The following is an 18,184-nucleotide window of genomic DNA, read 5'->3' on the forward strand; positions in this document are numbered from 1 at the left end:
GCATTCGACCAGATCGATAACGCGCCGGAAGAAAAAGCTCGTGGTATCACCATCAACACTTCTCACGTTGAATATGACACCCCGACTCGCCACTACGCACACGTAGACTGCCCGGGCCACGCCGACTATGTTAAAAACATGATCACCGGTGCTGCGCAGATGGACGGCGCGATCCTGGTTGTTGCTGCGACTGACGGCCCGATGCCGCAGACTCGTGAGCACATCCTGCTGGGTCGTCAGGTAGGTGTTCCGTACATCATCGTGTTCCTGAACAAATGCGACATGGTTGATGACGAAGAGCTGCTGGAACTGGTAGAAATGGAAGTTCGTGAACTTCTGTCTCAGTACGATTTCCCGGGCGACGACACTCCGATCGTTCGTGGTTCTGCTCTGAAAGCGCTGGAAGGCGAAGCAGAGTGGGAAGCGAAAATCATCGAACTGGCTGGCTTCCTGGATTCTTACATCCCAGAACCAGAGCGTGCGATTGACAAGCCGTTCCTGCTGCCTATCGAAGACGTATTCTCCATCTCCGGTCGTGGTACCGTTGTTACCGGTCGTGTAGAGCGCGGTATCATCAAAGTTGGTGAAGAAGTTGAAATCGTTGGTATCAAAGAGACTGCTAAGTCTACCTGTACTGGCGTTGAAATGTTCCGCAAACTGCTGGACGAAGGCCGTGCTGGTGAGAACGTTGGTGTTCTGCTGCGTGGTATCAAACGTGAAGAAATCGAACGTGGTCAGGTACTGGCTAAGCCGGGCTCTATCAAGCCGCACACCAAGTTCGAATCTGAAGTGTACATTCTGTCCAAAGACGAAGGCGGCCGTCATACTCCGTTCTTCAAAGGCTACCGTCCGCAGTTCTACTTCCGTACTACTGACGTGACTGGTACCATCGAACTGCCGGAAGGCGTAGAGATGGTAATGCCGGGCGACAACATCAAAATGGTTGTTACCCTGATCCACCCAATCGCGATGGACGACGGTCTGCGTTTCGCAATCCGTGAAGGCGGCCGTACTGTTGGTGCGGGCGTTGTTGCTAAAGTAATGAGCTAATTATTGATTAATTAGCTTTGAGCTTAAAAAGGGCGCTTCGGCGCCCTTTTTGCTACCTGCAATTTAGTCGTTGTCATATTTATTCGCATTTTTTATTCATTCTCCCGCCGCGTAAATCGCGTTGTGCTATTGTAATCATAACTATTCTCATTTACACTTTGCGCAGAAATTGAACGGGAGCGATCATGTACGTTTGTTTGTGTAATGCGATAAGTGATAAAAAAATACGTCAGGCTGTTCGCCAGTTTCATCCTCAGTCCTTTCAGCAATTACGTAAATTTATTCCTGTTGGAAATCAATGCGGTAAATGCATTCGTGCTGCCCGCGAGGTCATGCAGGATGAATTAACACAAATGCCAGAATTTAAAGAGATCGCCTAAGTCACACTCTTTTTTTTGACATCCCTGTAGCCCCATCTACGCTCTAAGAGTGGAAGCGGAGGGACTATAAAATGAAAGGTGATGTTAAAATCATAAATTATCTCAATAAACTATTGGGAAATGAGCTTGTCGCGATCAACCAGTATTTTCTCCATGCTCGTATGTTTAAAAACTGGGGACTGACTCGCCTCAATGATGTTGAGTACCATGAATCTATCGATGAGATGAAACACGCTGATAAATATATCGAGCGTATTTTATTCTTAGAAGGGATCCCGAACTTGCAGGATCTTGGCAAGTTGGGTATTGGCGAAGACGTTGAAGAGATGCTGCAATCCGATCTTCGACTCGAACTCGATGGTGCTAAAGACTTGCGTGAAGCCATTGCCTATGCCGATAGCGTTCATGATTATGTCAGCCGGGATATGATGATTGAGATCCTGACTGAAGAAGAAGGGCATATTGACTGGCTCGAAACCGAGCTGGACCTGATTGCAAAACTTGGCTTACAAAATTATCTGCAATCGCAAATTAAAGTCAGTGACTAACCACCCAGTATCATACTTACCAGGCCAATAACAAAACCCGCAGCCGCCAGATATGGCCCAAATGGCAGCGGGTTTTTTAGTACCTGTTTCCCGTAACGGACGCAGGAAATCCCGGTGAGGCAACATGCCATACCCGCGGCAAGTAAAACCAAAAGTGGTAATGATTCCCAGCGATGCCATGCGCCTAGCGCGGCAAGAAATTTGACATCGCCAAAGCCTAACCCTTCCTGTCGGCATATCAAACGATACCCCCAGTAGAACAAAGCAAATACCCCATAACCCGCTACAGCACCCCAAAGCGCGTCGGATAACTGTGCAGGTCTGCAGCATTGATGATAAATAAGACCGCCCCACAAAAGAGGGCAGGTAAATTTGTCGGGCAGCAACCCTGTACGTAGGTCGTGGACTAAGAGCAGTCCTGATAGCGAAACATAAATCAACAGAAAGGGGAGGTCGATGTACATGGGCAAGCCTTATCTGGTAAAGCGTTTACCTTCAGGTAAACCCGGCGGCCCTACAAGCCCGGGATCTGGGTTATGGATGCTCTCTTCCACGGAAAACGCGTTGCACCGCAGGACATACAATCAGAGTGGAAGGAGCGCCGCATTTGTGAACGAGTGATTAATTTCTACGCGGCACTTGCTTAAGACTGAGATTTACGTATAATGCGCGGGCTTGTCTAATATTGACAGCGGTTCGATATGAGCCACCGGTACTGCGAAAGCAATACCAGACAATGTTCCCAATCGGGGAACTCTGTAAGAACGGTTACACTCTCCCATCAATCGTAATGGGTTTGAGGAGTAACTATTTCGTCTATAAAATAATTGGAGCTCTGGTCTCATGCAGAACCAAAGAATCCGTATCCGTTTGAAAGCGTTTGATCATCGTCTGATCGATCAATCAACCGCGGAAATCGTCGAGACTGCCAAGCGCACTGGTGCGCAGGTTCGTGGTCCGATCCCGCTGCCGACCCGCAAAGAGCGTTTCACCGTTCTGATCTCCCCGCACGTCAACAAAGACGCGCGTGATCAGTACGAGATCCGTACTCACAAGCGTCTGGTTGACATCGTTGAGCCAACTGAAAAAACCGTTGATGCTCTGATGCGTCTGGACCTGGCTGCCGGTGTAGACGTGCAGATCAGCCTGGGTTAATCAGGTCATCGAGCGATTGAGAGGTTGATACAATGATTGGTTTAGTCGGTAAAAAAGTGGGTATGACCCGCATCTTCACTGAAGATGGCGTATCTATCCCAGTAACCGTTATCGAAGTTGAAGCAAACCGCGTTACTCAGGTTAAAGATCTGGCTAACGATGGCTATCGCGCTGTTCAGGTTACCACCGGTGCTAAAAAAGCTAACCGCGTAACTAAGCCGGAAGCTGGCCACTTTGCTAAAGCTGGCGTAGAAGCTGGCCGCGGCCTGTGGGAGTTCCGTCTGGCAGATGGTGAAGAATACACCGTTGGTCAGAACATTAGCGTTGAACTGTTTGCTGACGTTAAAAAAGTTGACGTAACCGGTACCTCTAAAGGTAAAGGTTTCGCTGGTACCGTTAAGCGCTGGAACTTCCGTACCCAGGACGCTACTCACGGTAACTCCTTGTCTCACCGCGTTCCGGGTTCTATCGGTCAGAACCAGACTCCGGGCAAAGTGTTCAAAGGCAAGAAAATGGCAGGTCAGCTGGGCAACGAACGTGTAACCGTTCAGAGCCTGGACGTAGTACGTGTTGACGCTGAGCGCAACCTGCTGCTGGTTAAAGGTGGTGTTCCGGGTGCGACCGGTTGCGACCTGATCGTTAAACCAGCTGTGAAGGCGTAAGGGGATAGCAATGGAATTAGTATTGAAAGACGCGCAGAGCGCGCTGACTGTTTCCGAAACTACCTTCGGTCGTGATTTCAACGAAGCGCTGGTTCACCAGGTTGTTGTTGCTTATGCAGCTGGTGCTCGTCAGGGTACTCGTGCTCAGAAGACTCGTGCTGAAGTAACTGGTTCAGGCAAAAAGCCGTGGCGCCAGAAAGGTACCGGCCGTGCGCGTTCAGGTTCTATCAAGAGCCCGATCTGGCGTTCAGGTGGCGTGACCTTCGCTGCTCGTCCACAGGACCACAGTCAAAAAGTTAACAAAAAGATGTACCGCGGCGCGCTGAAAAGCATTCTGTCCGAACTGGTACGTCAGGATCGTCTGATCGTTGTCGAATCATTCTCTGTAGAAGCGCCTAAAACTAAGCTGCTGGCACAGAAACTGAAAGACATGGCTCTGGAAGATGTGCTGATCATCACCGGTGAGCTGGACGAAAACCTGTTCCTGGCTGCGCGCAACCTGCACAAGGTTGACGTACGCGATGCAACTGGTATCGACCCGGTTAGCCTGATCGCCTTCGACAAAGTCGTAATGACTGCTGATGCTGTTAAGCAAGTTGAGGAGATGCTGGCATGATTCGTGAAGAACGTCTGCTGAAAGTGCTGCGCGCACCGCACGTTTCTGAAAAAGCGTCTACTGCGATGGAAAAAACTAACACCATCGTTCTCAAAGTTGCTAAAGACGCGACCAAAGCAGAAATCAAAGCTGCTGTGCAGAAACTGTTTGAAGTCGAAGTCGAAGTCGTTAACACCCTGGTAGTTAAAGGGAAAGTTAAACGTCACGGACAGCGTATCGGTCGTCGTAGCGACTGGAAAAAAGCTTACGTCACCCTGAAGGAAGGCCAGAATCTGGACTTCGTCGGCGGCGCTGAGTAAGTCGGAGGAGTAATACAATGGCAGTTGTTAAATGTAAACCGACATCTCCGGGTCGTCGCCACGTTGTTAAAGTGGTCAACCCAGAGCTGCACAAGGGCAAACCTTTTGCTCCGCTGGTTGAAAAAAACAGCAAATCCGGTGGTCGTAACAACAATGGCCGCATCACCACTCGTCACATCGGTGGTGGTCACAAGCAGGCTTATCGTATTGTTGACTTCAAACGCAACAAAGACGGTATCCCGGCAGTTGTTGAACGTCTTGAGTACGATCCGAACCGCTCCGCGAACATCGCGCTGGTTCTGTACAAAGACGGTGAACGCCGTTACATCCTGGCCCCTAAAGGCCTGAAAGCTGGCGACCAGATTCAGTCTGGCGTTGATGCTGCAATCAAAGCAGGTAACACCCTGCCGATGCGCAATATCCCGGTTGGTTCTACCGTTCATAACGTAGAAATGAAACCAGGTAAAGGCGGTCAGCTGGCACGTTCCGCTGGTACTTACGTTCAGATCGTTGCTCGTGATGGTGCTTATGTCACCCTGCGTCTGCGTTCTGGTGAAATGCGTAAAGTCGAAGCAGACTGCCGTGCAACTCTGGGCGAAGTTGGCAATGCTGAGCATATGCTGCGCGTTCTGGGTAAAGCAGGTGCTGCACGCTGGCGTGGTGTTCGTCCTACCGTTCGCGGTACTGCGATGAACCCAGTCGACCACCCACATGGTGGTGGTGAAGGTCGTAACTTTGGTAAGCACCCGGTAACTCCGTGGGGCGTTCAGACCAAAGGTAAGAAGACCCGCAGCAACAAGCGTACTGATAAATTCATCGTACGTCGCCGTAGCAAATAATTTTAGAGGATAAGCCATGCCACGTTCTCTCAAGAAAGGTCCTTTTATTGACCTGCACTTGCTGAAGAAGGTAGAGAAAGCGGTGGAAAGCGGAGACAAGAAGCCCCTGCGCACTTGGTCCCGTCGTTCAACGATCTTTCCTAACATGATCGGTTTGACCATCGCTGTCCATAATGGTCGTCAGCACGTTCCGGTATTTGTTTCCGACGAAATGGTCGGTCACAAACTGGGTGAATTCGCACCGACTCGTACTTATCGCGGCCACGCTGCTGATAAAAAAGCGAAGAAGAAATAAGGTAGGAGGAAGAGATGGAAACTTTAGCTCAACATCGCCATGCTCGTTCTTCTGCTCAGAAGGTTCGCCTTGTTGCAGACCTGATTCGCGGTAAGAAAGTGTCGCAGGCTCTGGATATTCTGACCTACACCAATAAGAAAGCGGCTGTACTGGTTAAGAAAGTCCTGGAATCTGCCATTGCTAACGCTGAACACAACGATGGCGCTGACATTGACGATCTGAAAGTTACGAAAATTTTCGTAGACGAAGGCCCGAGCATGAAGCGCATTATGCCGCGTGCAAAAGGTCGTGCAGATCGCATCCTGAAGCGCACCAGCCACATTACTGTGGTTGTGTCCGATCGCTGAGACTCTGGAGACTAGCAATGGGTCAGAAAGTACATCCTAATGGTATTCGCCTGGGTATTGTAAAACCATGGAACTCAACCTGGTTTGCGAACACCAAAGAATTCGCTGACAACCTGGACAGCGATTTTAAAGTACGTCAGTACCTGACTAAGGAACTGGCTAAAGCGTCTGTATCTCGTATCGTTATCGAGCGTCCGGCTAAGAGCATCCGTGTGACCATTCACACCGCTCGCCCGGGTATCGTTATCGGTAAGAAAGGCGAAGACGTAGAAAAACTGCGCAAAGTCGTAGCGGATATTGCTGGCGTTCCTGCTCAGATCAATATCGCCGAAGTGCGTAAGCCTGAACTGGACGCAAAATTGGTTGCTGACAGCATCACTTCTCAGCTGGAACGTCGTGTTATGTTCCGTCGTGCTATGAAGCGTGCTGTACAGAACGCAATGCGTCTGGGCGCTAAAGGTATCAAAGTTGAAGTTAGCGGCCGTCTGGGCGGCGCGGAAATCGCACGTACCGAATGGTACCGCGAAGGTCGCGTACCTCTGCACACTCTGCGTGCTGACATCGACTACAACACCTCTGAAGCGCACACCACTTACGGTGTAATCGGCGTTAAAGTGTGGATCTTCAAAGGCGAGATCCTGGGTGGTATGGCTGCTGTTGAACAACCGGAAAAACCGGCTGCGCAACCTAAAAAGCAGCAGCGTAAAGGCCGTAAATAAGGAGCGTCGCTGATGTTACAACCAAAGCGTACAAAATTCCGTAAAATGCACAAAGGCCGTAACCGCGGTCTGGCTGCTGGCGCGGATGTTAGCTTCGGCAGCTTCGGTCTGAAAGCTGTTGGCCGTGGTCGTCTGACTGCCCGTCAGATCGAAGCAGCACGTCGTGCTATGACCCGTGCAGTTAAGCGTCAAGGTAAGATCTGGATCCGTGTATTCCCGGACAAACCGATCACTGAAAAGCCGCTGGCAGTGCGTATGGGTAAAGGTAAAGGTAACGTGGAGTATTGGGTTGCCTTGATTCAGCCGGGTAAAGTCCTGTATGAAATGGACGGCGTACCGGAAGAGCTGGCCCGTGAAGCATTCAAGCTGGCAGCAGCGAAACTGCCGATTAAAACCACCTTTGTAACTAAGACGGTGATGTAATGAAAGCAAAAGAGCTGCGTGAGAAGAGTGTTGAAGAGCTGAACACCGAGCTGCTGAATCTGCTGCGTGAGCAGTTCAACCTGCGTATGCAGGCTGCAAGTGGCCAGCTGCAACAGTCTCACCTGTTGAAGCAAGTGCGTCGTGACGTCGCACGCGTTAAGACTTTACTGACTGAGAAGGCGGGTGCGTAATGACCGATAAAATCCGTACTCTGCAAGGTCGCGTTGTTAGCGATAAAATGGAGAAATCCATCGTTGTTGCTATCGAACGTTTTGTGAAACACCCGATCTACGGTAAATTCATTAAGCGTACGACCAAACTGCACGTACATGACGAGAACAACGAATGCGGTACTGGTGACGTGGTTGAAATCCGCGAATGCCGTCCGCTGTCCAAGACTAAGTCCTGGACGCTGGTTCGCGTTGTAGAGAAAGCCGTTCTGTAATACAGTAGGCATTCTCAACGAATAAACGGCTCAGCGATGAGCCGTTTATTTTTTCTACCCATATCGTTGAAGCGGTGTTATAATGCCGCGCCCCCGATATGGGGCTTTTTTAACGACCTGATTTTCGGGTCTCAGTAGTAGTTGACATTAGCGGAGCACTAAAATGATCCAAGAACAGACTATGCTGAACGTCGCCGACAACTCCGGTGCACGTCGCGTAATGTGTATCAAGGTTCTGGGTGGCTCGCACCGTCGCTACGCAGGCGTCGGCGATATCATCAAGATCACCATCAAGGAAGCAATTCCGCGTGGTAAGGTCAAAAAAGGTGATGTGCTGAAGGCGGTAGTGGTGCGCACCAAGAAGGGTGTTCGTCGCCCGGACGGTTCTGTCATTCGCTTCGATGGTAATGCATGCGTTATTTTAAACAATAACAGCGAGCAACCTATCGGTACGCGTATTTTTGGGCCGGTAACTCGTGAACTTCGTAACGAGAAGTTCATGAAAATTATCTCTCTGGCACCAGAAGTACTCTAAGGAGCGAATCATGGCAGCGAAGATCCGTCGTGATGACGAAGTTATCGTGTTAACCGGTAAAGATAAAGGTAAACGCGGTAAAGTTAAGAATGTCCTGTCTTCCGGCAAGGTCATTGTTGAAGGTATCAACCTGGTTAAGAAACATCAGAAGCCGGTTCCGGCCCTGAACCAACCAGGCGGCATCGTAGAGAAAGAAGCAGCTATTCAGATCTCTAACCTTGCTATCTTCAACGCGGCAACCGGCAAGGCTGACCGTGTAGGCTTTAGATTCGAAGACGGCAAAAAAGTCCGTTTCTTCAAATCTAACAGCGAAACTATCAAGTAATTTGGAGTAGTACGATGGCGAAACTGCATGATTACTACAAAGACGAAGTAGTCGCTAAACTCATGACTGAGTTTAACTACAATTCTGTCATGCAAGTCCCTCGGGTCGAGAAGATCACCCTGAACATGGGTGTTGGTGAAGCGATCGCTGACAAGAAACTGCTGGATAACGCAGCAGCTGACCTGACAGCAATCTCCGGTCAAAAACCGCTGATCACCAAAGCACGCAAATCAGTTGCAGGCTTCAAAATCCGTCAGGGCTATCCGATCGGCTGTAAAGTAACTCTGCGTGGCGAACGCATGTGGGAGTTCTTTGAGCGCCTGATCACTATTGCTGTTCCACGTATCCGTGACTTCCGTGGCTTGTCCGCTAAGTCTTTCGACGGTCGTGGTAACTACAGCATGGGTGTCCGTGAGCAGATCATCTTCCCAGAAATCGACTACGATAAAGTCGACCGCGTGCGTGGTTTGGATATTACCATTACCACTACTGCGAAATCTGATGAAGAAGGCCGTGCTCTGCTGGCTGCCTTTGACTTCCCGTTCCGCAAGTAAGGTAGGGTTACTGAATGGCTAAGCAATCAATGAAAGCACGCGAAGTAAAGCGCGTAGCTTTAGCTGATAAGTACTTCGCAAAACGCGCTGAACTGAAAGCTATTATCTCTGATGTGAACGCGACCGACGAAGATCGTTGGAACGCAGTTCTCAAGCTGCAGTCTCTGCCGCGTGATTCCAGCCCGTCCCGTCAGCGTAACCGCTGCCGTCAAACAGGTCGTCCGCATGGCTATGTGGGCAAGTTCGGGTTGAGCCGTATCAAACTGCGTGAAGCCGCCATGCGCGGTGAAGTACCAGGCTTGAAAAAGGCTAGCTGGTAATTACCAATTGAATCACGGGAGTAAAGACAGATGAGCATGCAAGATCCGATCGCGGATATGCTGACCCGTATCCGTAACGGTCAGGCCGCGAATAAAGCTGCGGTCACCATGCCTTCCTCCAAGCTGAAAGTGGCAATTGCCAACGTGCTGAAGGAAGAAGGTTTTATTGAAGATTTTAAAGTTGAAGGCGACACCAAGCCGGAACTGGAACTTACTCTCAAGTATTTCCAGGGTAAAGCTGTTGTAGAAAGCATTCAGCGTGTCAGTCGCCCAGGTCTGCGCATTTATAAGCGTAAAGACGAGCTGCCGAAAGTTATGGCTGGCATGGGTATCGCAGTTGTTTCTACCTCTAAAGGTGTTATGACTGATCGTGCAGCGCGCCAGGCTGGTCTTGGTGGCGAAATTATCTGCTACGTAGCCTAATCGGAGGAAAAAATGTCTCGTGTTGCTAAAGCACCGGTCGTTATTCCTGCCGGCGTTGATGTAAAAATCAACGGTCAGGTTATTACGATCAAAGGTAAAAACGGCGAGCTGACTCGTACTCTCAACGATGCTGTTGCAGTAAATCATGCAGATAATGCACTGACCTTCGGTCCGCGTGATGGTTACGCAGATGGATGGGCTCAGGCTGGTACCGCGCGTGCCCTGCTGAATGCAATGGTTGTCGGTGTTACCGAAGGCTTCACTAAGAAGCTTCAGCTGGTTGGTGTAGGTTATCGTGCAGCGGTTAAAGGGAATGTAGTAAACCTGGCTTTAGGTTTCTCTCACCCAGTTGACCATCAGCTGCCTGCGGGAATCACTGCAGAATGTCCGTCTCAGACTGAAATCGTGCTGAAAGGCGCTGATAAACAGCTGATCGGCCAGGTTGCAGCAGATCTGCGCGCCTACCGTCGTCCTGAGCCTTATAAAGGCAAGGGTGTTCGTTACGCCGACGAAGTCGTGCGTACCAAAGAGGCTAAGAAGAAGTAAGGTAACACTATGGATAAGAAATCTGCTCGTATCCGTCGTGCGACCCGCGCACGCCGCAAGCTCCAGGAGCTGGGTGCAACTCGCCTGGTGGTACATCGTACCCCGCGTCATATTTACGCACAGGTAATTGCACCGAACGGTTCTGAAGTTCTGGTAGCTGCTTCTACTGTAGAAAAAGCTATCGCTGAACAATTGAAGTACACCGGTAACAAAGACGCTGCTGCAGCTGTAGGTAAAGCTGTTGCTGAACGCGCTCTGGAAAAAGGCATCAAAGATGTTTCTTTTGACCGTTCCGGGTTCCAATATCATGGTCGTGTCCAGGCACTGGCAGATGCTGCCCGTGAAGCTGGCCTTCAGTTCTAAGGTAGAGGTGTAAGATGGCTCACATCGAAAAACAAGCTGGCGAACTGCAGGAAAAGCTGATCGCGGTTAACCGCGTATCTAAAACCGTTAAAGGTGGTCGTATTTTCTCCTTCACAGCTCTGACTGTAGTTGGTGATGGTAACGGTCGCGTTGGTTTTGGTTACGGTAAAGCGCGTGAAGTTCCAGCAGCGATCCAGAAAGCGATGGAAAAAGCCCGTCGCAATATGATTAACGTCGCGCTGAACCACGGCACCCTGCAGCACCCGGTTAAGGGTACTCACACGGGTTCTCGTGTATTCATGCAGCCGGCTTCCGAAGGTACCGGTATCATCGCCGGTGGTGCAATGCGCGCCGTTCTGGAAGTCGCTGGAGTTCGTAACGTTCTGGCTAAAGCATATGGTTCTACTAACCCGATTAACGTGGTTCGTGCAACTATCGATGGCCTGGAAAATATGAAATCTCCGGAAATGGTCGCTGCCAAGCGTGGTAAATCCGTTGAAGAAATTCTGGGGAAATAAACCATGGCAAAGACTATTAAAATTACTCAAACCCGCAGTGCAATCGGTCGTCTGCCGAAACACAAGGCAACGCTGCTTGGCCTGGGTCTGCGTCGTATTGGTCACACCGTAGAGCGCGAGGATACTCCTGCTGTTCGTGGTATGGTCAACGCGGTTTCCTTCATGGTTAAAGTTGAGGAGTAAGAGATGCGTTTAAATACTCTGTCTCCGGCCGAAGGCTCTAAAAAAGCGGCTCGCCGCCTGGGTCGTGGTATCGGTTCTGGCCTCGGTAAAACCGGTGGTCGTGGTCACAAAGGTCAGAAGTCTCGTTCTGGCGGTGGCGTACGTCGCGGTTTCGAGGGTGGTCAGATGCCTCTGTACCGTCGTCTGCCGAAATTCGGCTTCACTTCACGTAAAGCAGCGATTACAGCCGAAGTTCGTCTGTCTGACCTGGCTAAAGTTGAAGGCGGTGTTGTAGACCTGAACACGCTGAAAGCAGCTAACATTATCGGTATCCAGATCGAGTTCGCGAAAGTGATCCTGGCTGGTGAAGTCACTACTCCGGTAACTGTTCGTGGCCTGCGTGTTACTAAAGGCGCTCGTGCTGCTATCGAAGCTGCTGGCGGTAAAATCGAGGAATAAGTAGCAGATGGCTAAACAACCGGGATTAGATTTTCAAAGTGCCAAAGGTGGCTTAGGCGAGCTGAAACGCAGACTGCTGTTTGTAATCGGCGCGCTGATTGTGTTCCGTATTGGCTCTTTCATTCCGATCCCTGGTATTGATGCCGCTGTACTTGCCAAACTGCTTGAGCAACAGCGAGGCACCATCATTGAAATGTTTAACATGTTCTCTGGTGGTGCTCTCAGCCGTGCTTCTATCTTTGCTCTGGGGATCATGCCGTATATTTCGGCGTCGATCATTATCCAGCTGCTGACGGTGGTTCATCCAACGCTGGCAGAAATTAAGAAAGAAGGGGAGTCTGGTCGTCGTAAGATCAGCCAGTACACCCGCTACGGTACTCTGGTGCTGGCAATATTCCAGTCGATCGGTATTGCTACCGGTCTGCCGAATATGCCTGGTATGCAGGGCCTGGTGATGAACCCAGGCTTTGCATTCTATTTCACCGCTGTTGTAAGTCTGGTTACAGGGACGATGTTCCTGATGTGGTTGGGCGAACAGATTACTGAACGTGGTATCGGCAACGGTATCTCAATCATTATCTTCGCCGGTATTGTCGCGGGACTCCCGCCAGCCATTGCCCATACTATCGAGCAAGCGCGTCAAGGCGACCTGCACTTCCTCGTGTTGCTGTTGGTTGCAGTATTAGTATTCGCAGTGACGTTCTTTGTTGTATTTGTTGAGCGTGGTCAACGCCGTATTGTGGTAAACTACGCGAAACGTCAGCAAGGTCGTCGTGTCTATGCTGCACAGAGCACACATTTACCGCTGAAAGTGAATATGGCGGGGGTAATCCCGGCAATCTTCGCTTCCAGTATTATTCTGTTCCCGGCGACCATCGCGTCATGGTTCGGGGGCGGGACTGGTTGGAACTGGCTGACAACAATTTCGCTGTATTTGCAGCCTGGGCAACCGCTTTATGTGTTACTCTATGCGTCTGCAATCATATTCTTCTGTTTCTTCTACACGGCGTTGGTTTTCAACCCGCGTGAAACAGCAGATAACCTGAAGAAGTCCGGTGCATTTGTACCAGGAATTCGTCCGGGAGAGCAAACGGCGAAGTATATCGATAAAGTAATGACCCGCCTGACTTTGGTTGGTGCGCTCTACATTACTTTTATCTGCCTGATCCCGGAGTTCATGCGTGATGCAATGAAAGTACCGTTCTACTTCGGTGGGACCTCACTGCTTATCGTTGTTGTCGTGATTATGGACTTTATGGCTCAAGTGCAAACTCTGATGATGTCAAGTCAGTACGAGTCTGCATTGAAGAAGGCGAATCTGAAAGGCTACGGCCGTTAACAGTCGCCCGAGAAGTTACGGAGAGTAAAAATGAAAGTTCGTGCTTCCGTCAAGAAATTATGCCGTAACTGCAAAATCGTTAAGCGTGATGGTGTCATCCGTGTGATTTGCAGTGCCGAGCCGAAGCATAAACAGCGCCAAGGCTGATTTATTCGCATATTTTTCTTGCAAAGTTGGGTTGAGCTGGCTAGATTAGCCAGCCAATCTTTTGTATGTCTGTGCGTTTCCATTTGAGTATCCTGAAAACGGGCTTTTCAGCATGGTGCGTACATATTAAATAGTAGGAGTGCATAGTGGCCCGTATAGCAGGCATTAACATTCCTGATCAGAAACATGCTGTGATCGCATTAACTTCGATCTACGGCGTCGGCAAGACCCGTTCTAAAGCCATTCTGGCTGCCGCGGGTATCGCTGAAGATGTTAAGATCAGTGAGCTGTCTGAAGAACAAATCGACACGCTGCGTGACGAAGTTGCCAAATTTGTCGTTGAAGGTGATCTGCGCCGTGAAGTTAGCATGAGCATCAAGCGCCTTATGGATCTTGGTTGCTATCGCGGTTTGCGTCATCGTCGTGGTCTCCCGGTTCGCGGTCAGCGTACCAAGACCAACGCACGTACCCGTAAGGGTCCGCGCAAACCGATCAAGAAATAATCGGGGTGATTGAATAATGGCAAAGGCACCAATTCGTGCACGTAAACGTGTAAGAAAACAAGTCTCTGACGGCGTGGCTCATATCCATGCTTCTTTTAACAACACCATCGTTACCATTACTGATCGTCAGGGTAACGCACTGGGTTGGGCAACAGCCGGTGGTTCCGGTTTCCGTGGTTCTCGCAAATCCACTCCGTTTGCAGCTCAGGTTGCAGCAGAGCGTTGCGCTGAAGCCGTAAAAGAATACGGTATCAAGAATCTGGAAGTTATGGTCAAAGGACCGGGTCCAGGTCGCGAATCTACTGTTCGTGCTCTGAACGCCGCTGGTTTCCGCATCACTAATATTACTGATGTGACTCCGATCCCTCATAACGGTTGTCGTCCGCCGAAAAAACGTCGCGTATAACGCTGTCGTTTCTAGGATTGTTGGAGAAAGAAAATGGCAAGATATTTGGGTCCTAAGCTCAAGCTGAGCCGTCGTGAGGGCACTGACTTATTCCTTAAGTCTGGCGTTCGCGCGATCGATACCAAGTGTAAAATTGAACAAGCTCCTGGCCAGCACGGTGCGCGTAAACCGCGTCTGTCTGACTATGGTGTGCAGTTGCGTGAAAAGCAAAAAGTTCGCCGTATCTACGGTGTGCTGGAGCGTCAGTTCCGTAACTACTACAAAGAAGCAGCACGTCTGAAAGGCAACACCGGTGAAAACCTGTTGGGTCTGCTGGAAGGTCGTCTGGACAACGTTGTATACCGTATGGGCTTCGGTGCCACTCGTGCAGAAGCACGTCAGCTGGTCAGCCATAAAGCAATTATGGTAAACGGTCGTGTTGTTAACATCGCTTCTTATCAGGTTAGTCCGAATGACGTTGTTAGCATTCGTGAGAAAGCGAAGAAGCAGTCTCGCGTGAAAGCCGCTCTGGAGCTGGCTGAGCAGCGTGAAAAGCCAACCTGGCTGGAAGTTGATGCTGGCAAGATGGAAGGTACGTTCAAGCGTAAGCCGGAGCGTTCTGATCTGTCTGCGGACATTAACGAACACCTGATCGTCGAGCTTTACTCCAAGTAAAGCTTAGTACCAAAGAGAGGACACAATGCAGGGTTCTGTGACAGAGTTTCTAAAACCGCGCCTGGTAGATATCGAGCAAGTGAGTTCGACGCACGCCAAGGTGACCCTTGAGCCTTTAGAGCGTGGCTTTGGCCATACTTTGGGTAACGCACTGCGCCGTATTCTGCTCTCATCGATGCCGGGTTGCGCGGTGACCGAGGTTGAGATTGATGGTGTACTACATGAGTACAGCACCAAAGAAGGCGTTCAGGAAGATATCCTGGAAATCCTGCTCAACCTGAAAGGGCTGGCGGTGAGAGTTCAGGGTAAAGATGACGTTATTCTTACCTTGAATAAATCTGGCATTGGCCCTGTGACTGCAGCCGACATTACCCATGATGGTGATGTCGAAATCGTCAAGCCACAGCACGTGATCTGCCACCTGACCGATGAGAATGCATCTATTAGCATGCGTATCAAAGTTCAGCGCGGTCGTGGTTATGTGCCGGCTTCTACCCGAATTCATTCGGAAGAAGATGAGCGCCCAATCGGCCGTCTGCTGGTCGACGCATGCTACAGCCCTGTAGAGCGTATTGCCTACAATGTTGAAGCAGCGCGTGTAGAACAGCGTACCGACCTGGACAAGCTGGTCATCGAAATGGAAACCAACGGCACAATCGATCCTGAAGAGGCGATTCGTCGTGCGGCAACCATTCTGGCTGAACAACTGGAAGCTTTCGTTGATTTACGTGATGTACGTCAGCCGGAAGTTAAAGAAGAGAAACCAGAATTCGATCCGATCCTGCTGCGCCCTGTTGACGATCTGGAATTGACTGTCCGCTCTGCTAACTGCCTCAAAGCAGAAGCTATCCACTATATCGGTGATCTGGTACAGCGTACTGAGGTTGAGCTTCTTAAGACGCCTAACCTTGGTAAAAAATCTCTTACCGAGATTAAAGACGTGCTGGCTTCCCGTGGACTGTCTCTGGGCATGCGCCTGGAAAACTGGCCACCGGCAAGCATCGCTGACGAGTAACCGGATCACAGGTTAAGGTTTTACTGAGAAGGATAAGGTCATGCGCCATCGTAAGAGTGGTCGTCAACTGAACCGCAACAGCAGCCATCGCCAGGCTATGTTCCGCAATATGGCAGGTTCACTGGTTCGTCATGAAATCATCAAGACGACTCTGCCGAAAGCGAAAGAGCTGCGTCGCGTAGTTGAGCCGCTGATTACTCTTGCCAAGACTGATAGCGTAGCTAATCGTCGTCTGGCATTCGCCCGTACTCGTGATAACGAGATCGTGGCAAAACTGTTTAACGAACTGGGCCCGCGTTTTGCGAGCCGCGCCGGTGGTTACACTCGCATTCTGAAGTGTGGTTTCCGTGCAGGCGACAACGCGCCGATGGCATACATCGAGCTGGTTGATCGTTCAGAGAAAACAGAAGCTGCTGCAGAGTAATCTGTAGTAACGTAAAAAAACCCGCCTCGGCGGGTTTTTTTATATCCGTCATATCCCCACTTATCTACAATATCTGTACTATTTTTGTTCATCCCCTGGAGTGTTGTATGTGGTTACTTGACCAGTGGGCAGAGCGCCATATTATTGATGCACAGTCTAAAGGCGAGTTTGATGATTTACCGGGAATGGGTGAACCGCTGACTCTTGACGATGACTCCCATGTCCCGCCTGAACTCCGAGCCGGATACCGTTTATTAAAAAATGCAGGTTGCCTTCCTCCTGAGCTCGAGCAACGCAGAGAGGCAATACAGCTGCTTGAAATACTCGCGGGGATCCGCAAAGATGATCCCAGTTATCCGGAGGTGAGCCGAAGACTGTCGCTACTGGAACTTAAACTTCGGCAGGCTGGACTCAGCACCGAGTTTTTGCGCGGTGACTACGCAGATAAGTTGCTAAAAAAGATCAACGACGAATAGCGGAGAGAGCATGTACCGAATTGGTGAAATAGCGAAACTGGCTGACGTGACGCCGGATACTATCCGCTACTATGAAAAGCAGCAGATGATGGAGCATGAAGTGCGTACTGAAGGCGGATTTCGCCTCTATACAGAAAGCGATCTTCAGCGCTTGAAGTTTATTCGTTATGCCCGGCAGCTTGGTTTCACTCTGGAGTCGATCCGCGAATTGCTTTCGATCCGTGTTGATCCCGAACACCATACCTGTCAGGAATCAAAAGGGATCGTCCAGGAAAGACTGCAAGAAGTCGAAGCCCGTATTGCTGAACTTCAGACGATGCAGCGGTCTCTGCAGCGATTGAATGATGCATGCTGCGGCAAGGCACACAGCAGCGTGTACTGCTCTATTCTTGAAGCTCTTGAGCAAGGCGCCAGTGGAACAACATCAGGCTGTTGATTTCTTGAACTGCCAGGTCTACACTCGCGGCGTAAATTCCTACAAACTGGAGATATTATGAGTCGTTATCAGCACACCAAAGGGCAGATAAAGGACAACGCCATTGAGGCGCTTCTGCATGACCCACTGTTCAGACAGCGCGTTGAGAAAAATAAGAAAGGGAAAGGAAGTTATCTACGTAAAGGAAAACATGGCAATCGGGGTAACTGGGAGGCCAGTGGCAAGAAAGTAATTAACTTTTTTACCACTGGCCTTCTTGTTTCAGTGAGTGCTTAAGAGCGATTATTCTGTTCTTTCAGCAGGTCACGAATTTCACTTAGCAATACTTCTTCTTTCGATGGAGCTGGCGGTGCTGCCGGCTCTTCAGCTTTTTTACGGTTCAGTTTGTTGATCAGTTTGATTGCCATAAAGATAGCAAACGCAACAATAATGAAATCGAATACATTTTGAATAAATACACCGTAATGCATGACCACGGCAGGGATGTCTCCCTGTGCATCACGTAGCGTTAAAGCAAACTGTTTAAAATCAATTCCACCAATTAACAGCCCCAGCGGCGGCATAATGATATCGGCAACCAGTGATGAAACAATCTTACCGAATGCCGCACCAATAATGACACCCACTGCCAAATCGACAACATTCCCGCGCATCGCGAATTCGCGAAACTCTTTAATAATGCTCATTTTATTCTCCCTATGCAGCTGACGTTTATAAGTTTAACAAATGTTTAGGCAATTTCCATTTATGTATTGCCGAAAGGAAAATTTATTAGACCATGAAAAATAAAGGGAAATAAAA

The 18,184-nt window shown here is 49.8% G+C and carries 36 protein-coding genes; 34 read left to right on the plus strand and 2 right to left on the minus strand.

Going from position 1 to position 18,184, the window contains the following annotated elements:
• From tuf to bfr, 3 genes are all read left to right on the plus strand, one after another.
• Positions 1-1,050 (plus strand): elongation factor Tu (tuf, locus tag OGY71_RS15900; RefSeq protein WP_063942044.1); only part of this gene is annotated, 1,050 nt, incomplete at its 5' end.
• 185 nt (positions 1,051-1,235) lie between these two features.
• A complete protein-coding gene (gene bfd, locus OGY71_RS15905; protein WP_003031111.1) occupies positions 1,236-1,430 on the plus strand; it encodes a bacterioferritin-associated ferredoxin in 195 nt (64 codons plus the stop codon).
• 71 nt (positions 1,431-1,501) lie between these two features.
• Positions 1,502-1,978, plus strand: coding sequence for a bacterioferritin (bfr, locus tag OGY71_RS15910; RefSeq protein ID WP_003827773.1), 477 nt, complete (start codon positions 1,502-1,504; stop codon positions 1,976-1,978).
• Here bfr and OGY71_RS15915 read toward each other — a convergent pair.
• Positions 1,975-2,442: a prepilin peptidase gene (locus OGY71_RS15915; RefSeq protein WP_003827774.1), complete on the minus strand. Its 468-nt coding sequence runs from the start codon at positions 2,440-2,442 to the stop codon at positions 1,975-1,977. The two genes, bfr and OGY71_RS15915, sit on opposite strands and share 4 nt — an antisense overlap.
• A gap of 379 nt (positions 2,443-2,821) precedes the next feature.
• Here OGY71_RS15915 and rpsJ point away from each other — a divergent pair, with 379 nt between their 5' ends.
• The 31 genes from rpsJ to arfA all read left to right on the plus strand — a co-directional run bounded on the left by rpsJ (position 2,822) and on the right by arfA (position 17,659).
• A complete protein-coding gene (rpsJ, locus tag OGY71_RS15920) occupies positions 2,822-3,133 on the plus strand; it encodes a 30S ribosomal protein S10 (protein ID WP_001181005.1) in 312 nt (103 codons plus the stop codon).
• 32 nt (positions 3,134-3,165) lie between these two features.
• Positions 3,166-3,795: a 50S ribosomal protein L3 gene (gene rplC / locus OGY71_RS15925; RefSeq protein WP_003031117.1), complete on the plus strand. Its 630-nt coding sequence runs from the start codon at positions 3,166-3,168 to the stop codon at positions 3,793-3,795.
• 10 nt (positions 3,796-3,805) lie between these two features.
• Positions 3,806-4,411: a 50S ribosomal protein L4 gene (gene rplD, locus OGY71_RS15930; RefSeq protein WP_003031119.1), complete on the plus strand. Its 606-nt coding sequence runs from the start codon at positions 3,806-3,808 to the stop codon at positions 4,409-4,411.
• On the plus strand, positions 4,408-4,710 hold the full coding sequence (rplW, locus tag OGY71_RS15935; protein WP_000617546.1) for a 50S ribosomal protein L23: 303 nt from the start codon (positions 4,408-4,410) through the stop codon (positions 4,708-4,710). Before rplD ends, rplW begins: the two co-directional genes overlap by 4 nt.
• A gap of 17 nt (positions 4,711-4,727) precedes the next feature.
• Entirely contained in the window at positions 4,728-5,549 is an 822-nt protein-coding gene (gene rplB, locus OGY71_RS15940; protein ID WP_000301869.1) for a 50S ribosomal protein L2, read from the plus strand.
• A 16-nt stretch (positions 5,550-5,565) separates the two neighbouring features.
• The gene (rpsS, locus tag OGY71_RS15945; RefSeq protein ID WP_001138115.1) at positions 5,566-5,844 is read left to right on the plus strand and encodes a 30S ribosomal protein S19; all 279 of its coding nucleotides are present in this window, start codon (positions 5,566-5,568) and stop codon (positions 5,842-5,844) included.
• A gap of 14 nt (positions 5,845-5,858) precedes the next feature.
• Positions 5,859-6,191 carry a 50S ribosomal protein L22 gene (gene rplV, locus OGY71_RS15950; RefSeq protein WP_000448832.1) on the plus strand — a complete coding sequence of 111 codons (333 nt, stop codon included), beginning with the start codon at positions 5,859-5,861 and terminating at the stop codon, positions 6,189-6,191.
• A gap of 17 nt (positions 6,192-6,208) precedes the next feature.
• Entirely contained in the window at positions 6,209-6,910 is a 702-nt protein-coding gene (gene rpsC, locus OGY71_RS15955; RefSeq protein WP_000529945.1) for a 30S ribosomal protein S3, read from the plus strand.
• 12 nt (positions 6,911-6,922) lie between these two features.
• A complete protein-coding gene (gene rplP, locus OGY71_RS15960) occupies positions 6,923-7,333 on the plus strand; it encodes a 50S ribosomal protein L16 (protein WP_000941208.1) in 411 nt (136 codons plus the stop codon).
• Positions 7,333-7,524, plus strand: a complete 192-nt coding sequence (gene rpmC / locus OGY71_RS15965; protein ID WP_000644742.1) for a 50S ribosomal protein L29 — start codon at positions 7,333-7,335, stop codon at positions 7,522-7,524. The genes rplP and rpmC overlap by 1 nt, the downstream gene beginning before the upstream one ends.
• Positions 7,524-7,778, plus strand: a complete 255-nt coding sequence (rpsQ, locus tag OGY71_RS15970; protein WP_003031120.1) for a 30S ribosomal protein S17 — start codon at positions 7,524-7,526, stop codon at positions 7,776-7,778. Before rpmC ends, rpsQ begins: the two co-directional genes overlap by 1 nt.
• Positions 7,779-7,941: 163 nt before the next feature.
• Positions 7,942-8,313 (plus strand): 50S ribosomal protein L14, encoded by a 372-nt coding sequence (gene rplN / locus OGY71_RS15975; RefSeq protein ID WP_000613954.1) that lies wholly within the window; start codon positions 7,942-7,944, stop codon positions 8,311-8,313.
• A 10-nt stretch (positions 8,314-8,323) separates the two neighbouring features.
• Positions 8,324-8,638, plus strand: coding sequence for a 50S ribosomal protein L24 (gene rplX / locus OGY71_RS15980; RefSeq protein WP_003031122.1), 315 nt, complete (start codon positions 8,324-8,326; stop codon positions 8,636-8,638).
• 14 nt (positions 8,639-8,652) lie between these two features.
• Positions 8,653-9,192 (plus strand): 50S ribosomal protein L5, encoded by a 540-nt coding sequence (rplE, locus tag OGY71_RS15985; protein WP_003031123.1) that lies wholly within the window; start codon positions 8,653-8,655, stop codon positions 9,190-9,192.
• Between the two features lie 14 nt (positions 9,193-9,206).
• Positions 9,207-9,512, plus strand: coding sequence for a 30S ribosomal protein S14 (rpsN, locus tag OGY71_RS15990; RefSeq protein ID WP_003031125.1), 306 nt, complete (start codon positions 9,207-9,209; stop codon positions 9,510-9,512).
• A 30-nt stretch (positions 9,513-9,542) separates the two neighbouring features.
• The gene (gene rpsH / locus OGY71_RS15995) at positions 9,543-9,935 is read left to right on the plus strand and encodes a 30S ribosomal protein S8 (protein ID WP_003031127.1); all 393 of its coding nucleotides are present in this window, start codon (positions 9,543-9,545) and stop codon (positions 9,933-9,935) included.
• Positions 9,936-9,947: 12 nt separating this feature from the next.
• Complete coding sequence (gene rplF, locus OGY71_RS16000; RefSeq protein WP_003031129.1) at positions 9,948-10,481, plus strand: 50S ribosomal protein L6; 534 nt, start codon at positions 9,948-9,950, stop codon at positions 10,479-10,481.
• A 9-nt stretch (positions 10,482-10,490) separates the two neighbouring features.
• Positions 10,491-10,844 carry a 50S ribosomal protein L18 gene (rplR, locus tag OGY71_RS16005; protein WP_000358960.1) on the plus strand — a complete coding sequence of 118 codons (354 nt, stop codon included), beginning with the start codon at positions 10,491-10,493 and terminating at the stop codon, positions 10,842-10,844.
• A 14-nt stretch (positions 10,845-10,858) separates the two neighbouring features.
• Positions 10,859-11,362 carry a 30S ribosomal protein S5 gene (gene rpsE / locus OGY71_RS16010; RefSeq protein ID WP_003031131.1) on the plus strand — a complete coding sequence of 168 codons (504 nt, stop codon included), beginning with the start codon at positions 10,859-10,861 and terminating at the stop codon, positions 11,360-11,362.
• Between the two features lie 3 nt (positions 11,363-11,365).
• Positions 11,366-11,545: a 50S ribosomal protein L30 gene (gene rpmD / locus OGY71_RS16015; RefSeq protein WP_001140434.1), complete on the plus strand. Its 180-nt coding sequence runs from the start codon at positions 11,366-11,368 to the stop codon at positions 11,543-11,545.
• A 3-nt stretch (positions 11,546-11,548) separates the two neighbouring features.
• On the plus strand, positions 11,549-11,983 hold the full coding sequence (gene rplO, locus OGY71_RS16020) for a 50S ribosomal protein L15 (protein WP_003031132.1): 435 nt from the start codon (positions 11,549-11,551) through the stop codon (positions 11,981-11,983).
• A 7-nt stretch (positions 11,984-11,990) separates the two neighbouring features.
• A complete protein-coding gene (gene secY, locus OGY71_RS16025) occupies positions 11,991-13,322 on the plus strand; it encodes a preprotein translocase subunit SecY (protein ID WP_001118864.1) in 1,332 nt (443 codons plus the stop codon).
• 30 nt (positions 13,323-13,352) lie between these two features.
• The gene (gene rpmJ / locus OGY71_RS16030; protein ID WP_000868187.1) at positions 13,353-13,469 is read left to right on the plus strand and encodes a 50S ribosomal protein L36; all 117 of its coding nucleotides are present in this window, start codon (positions 13,353-13,355) and stop codon (positions 13,467-13,469) included.
• Positions 13,470-13,615: 146 nt separating this feature from the next.
• A complete protein-coding gene (gene rpsM, locus OGY71_RS16035; RefSeq protein WP_003031135.1) occupies positions 13,616-13,972 on the plus strand; it encodes a 30S ribosomal protein S13 in 357 nt (118 codons plus the stop codon).
• Between the two features lie 16 nt (positions 13,973-13,988).
• Positions 13,989-14,378, plus strand: coding sequence for a 30S ribosomal protein S11 (gene rpsK / locus OGY71_RS16040; protein WP_003031137.1), 390 nt, complete (start codon positions 13,989-13,991; stop codon positions 14,376-14,378).
• Between the two features lie 33 nt (positions 14,379-14,411).
• Positions 14,412-15,032, plus strand: coding sequence for a 30S ribosomal protein S4 (gene rpsD, locus OGY71_RS16045; RefSeq protein ID WP_003031138.1), 621 nt, complete (start codon positions 14,412-14,414; stop codon positions 15,030-15,032).
• Positions 15,033-15,057: 25 nt separating this feature from the next.
• Entirely contained in the window at positions 15,058-16,047 is a 990-nt protein-coding gene (locus OGY71_RS16050; protein WP_003031139.1) for a DNA-directed RNA polymerase subunit alpha, read from the plus strand.
• 40 nt (positions 16,048-16,087) lie between these two features.
• Complete coding sequence (gene rplQ, locus OGY71_RS16055; RefSeq protein ID WP_001216370.1) at positions 16,088-16,471, plus strand: 50S ribosomal protein L17; 384 nt, start codon at positions 16,088-16,090, stop codon at positions 16,469-16,471.
• Positions 16,472-16,578: 107 nt separating this feature from the next.
• Positions 16,579-16,947, plus strand: a complete 369-nt coding sequence (locus OGY71_RS16060) for a DnaJ family domain-containing protein (protein ID WP_003828274.1) — start codon at positions 16,579-16,581, stop codon at positions 16,945-16,947.
• Between the two features lie 10 nt (positions 16,948-16,957).
• The gene (zntR, locus tag OGY71_RS16065; RefSeq protein WP_003031145.1) at positions 16,958-17,383 is read left to right on the plus strand and encodes a Zn(2+)-responsive transcriptional regulator; all 426 of its coding nucleotides are present in this window, start codon (positions 16,958-16,960) and stop codon (positions 17,381-17,383) included.
• Positions 17,384-17,440: 57 nt separating this feature from the next.
• Entirely contained in the window at positions 17,441-17,659 is a 219-nt protein-coding gene (arfA, locus tag OGY71_RS16070; RefSeq protein ID WP_003828276.1) for an alternative ribosome-rescue factor ArfA, read from the plus strand.
• Here the strand turns inward: arfA and mscL are convergent.
• A complete protein-coding gene (mscL, locus tag OGY71_RS16075; RefSeq protein ID WP_003031152.1) occupies positions 17,656-18,069 on the minus strand; it encodes a large-conductance mechanosensitive channel protein MscL in 414 nt (137 codons plus the stop codon). The genes arfA and mscL overlap by 4 nt on opposite strands.
• Positions 18,070-18,184 lie beyond the last annotated feature (115 nt).

The sequence above is a fragment of the Citrobacter sp. Cpo109 genome, assembly GCF_030332565.1.
Lineage (GTDB): Bacteria > Pseudomonadota > Gammaproteobacteria > Enterobacterales > Enterobacteriaceae > Citrobacter > Citrobacter portucalensis.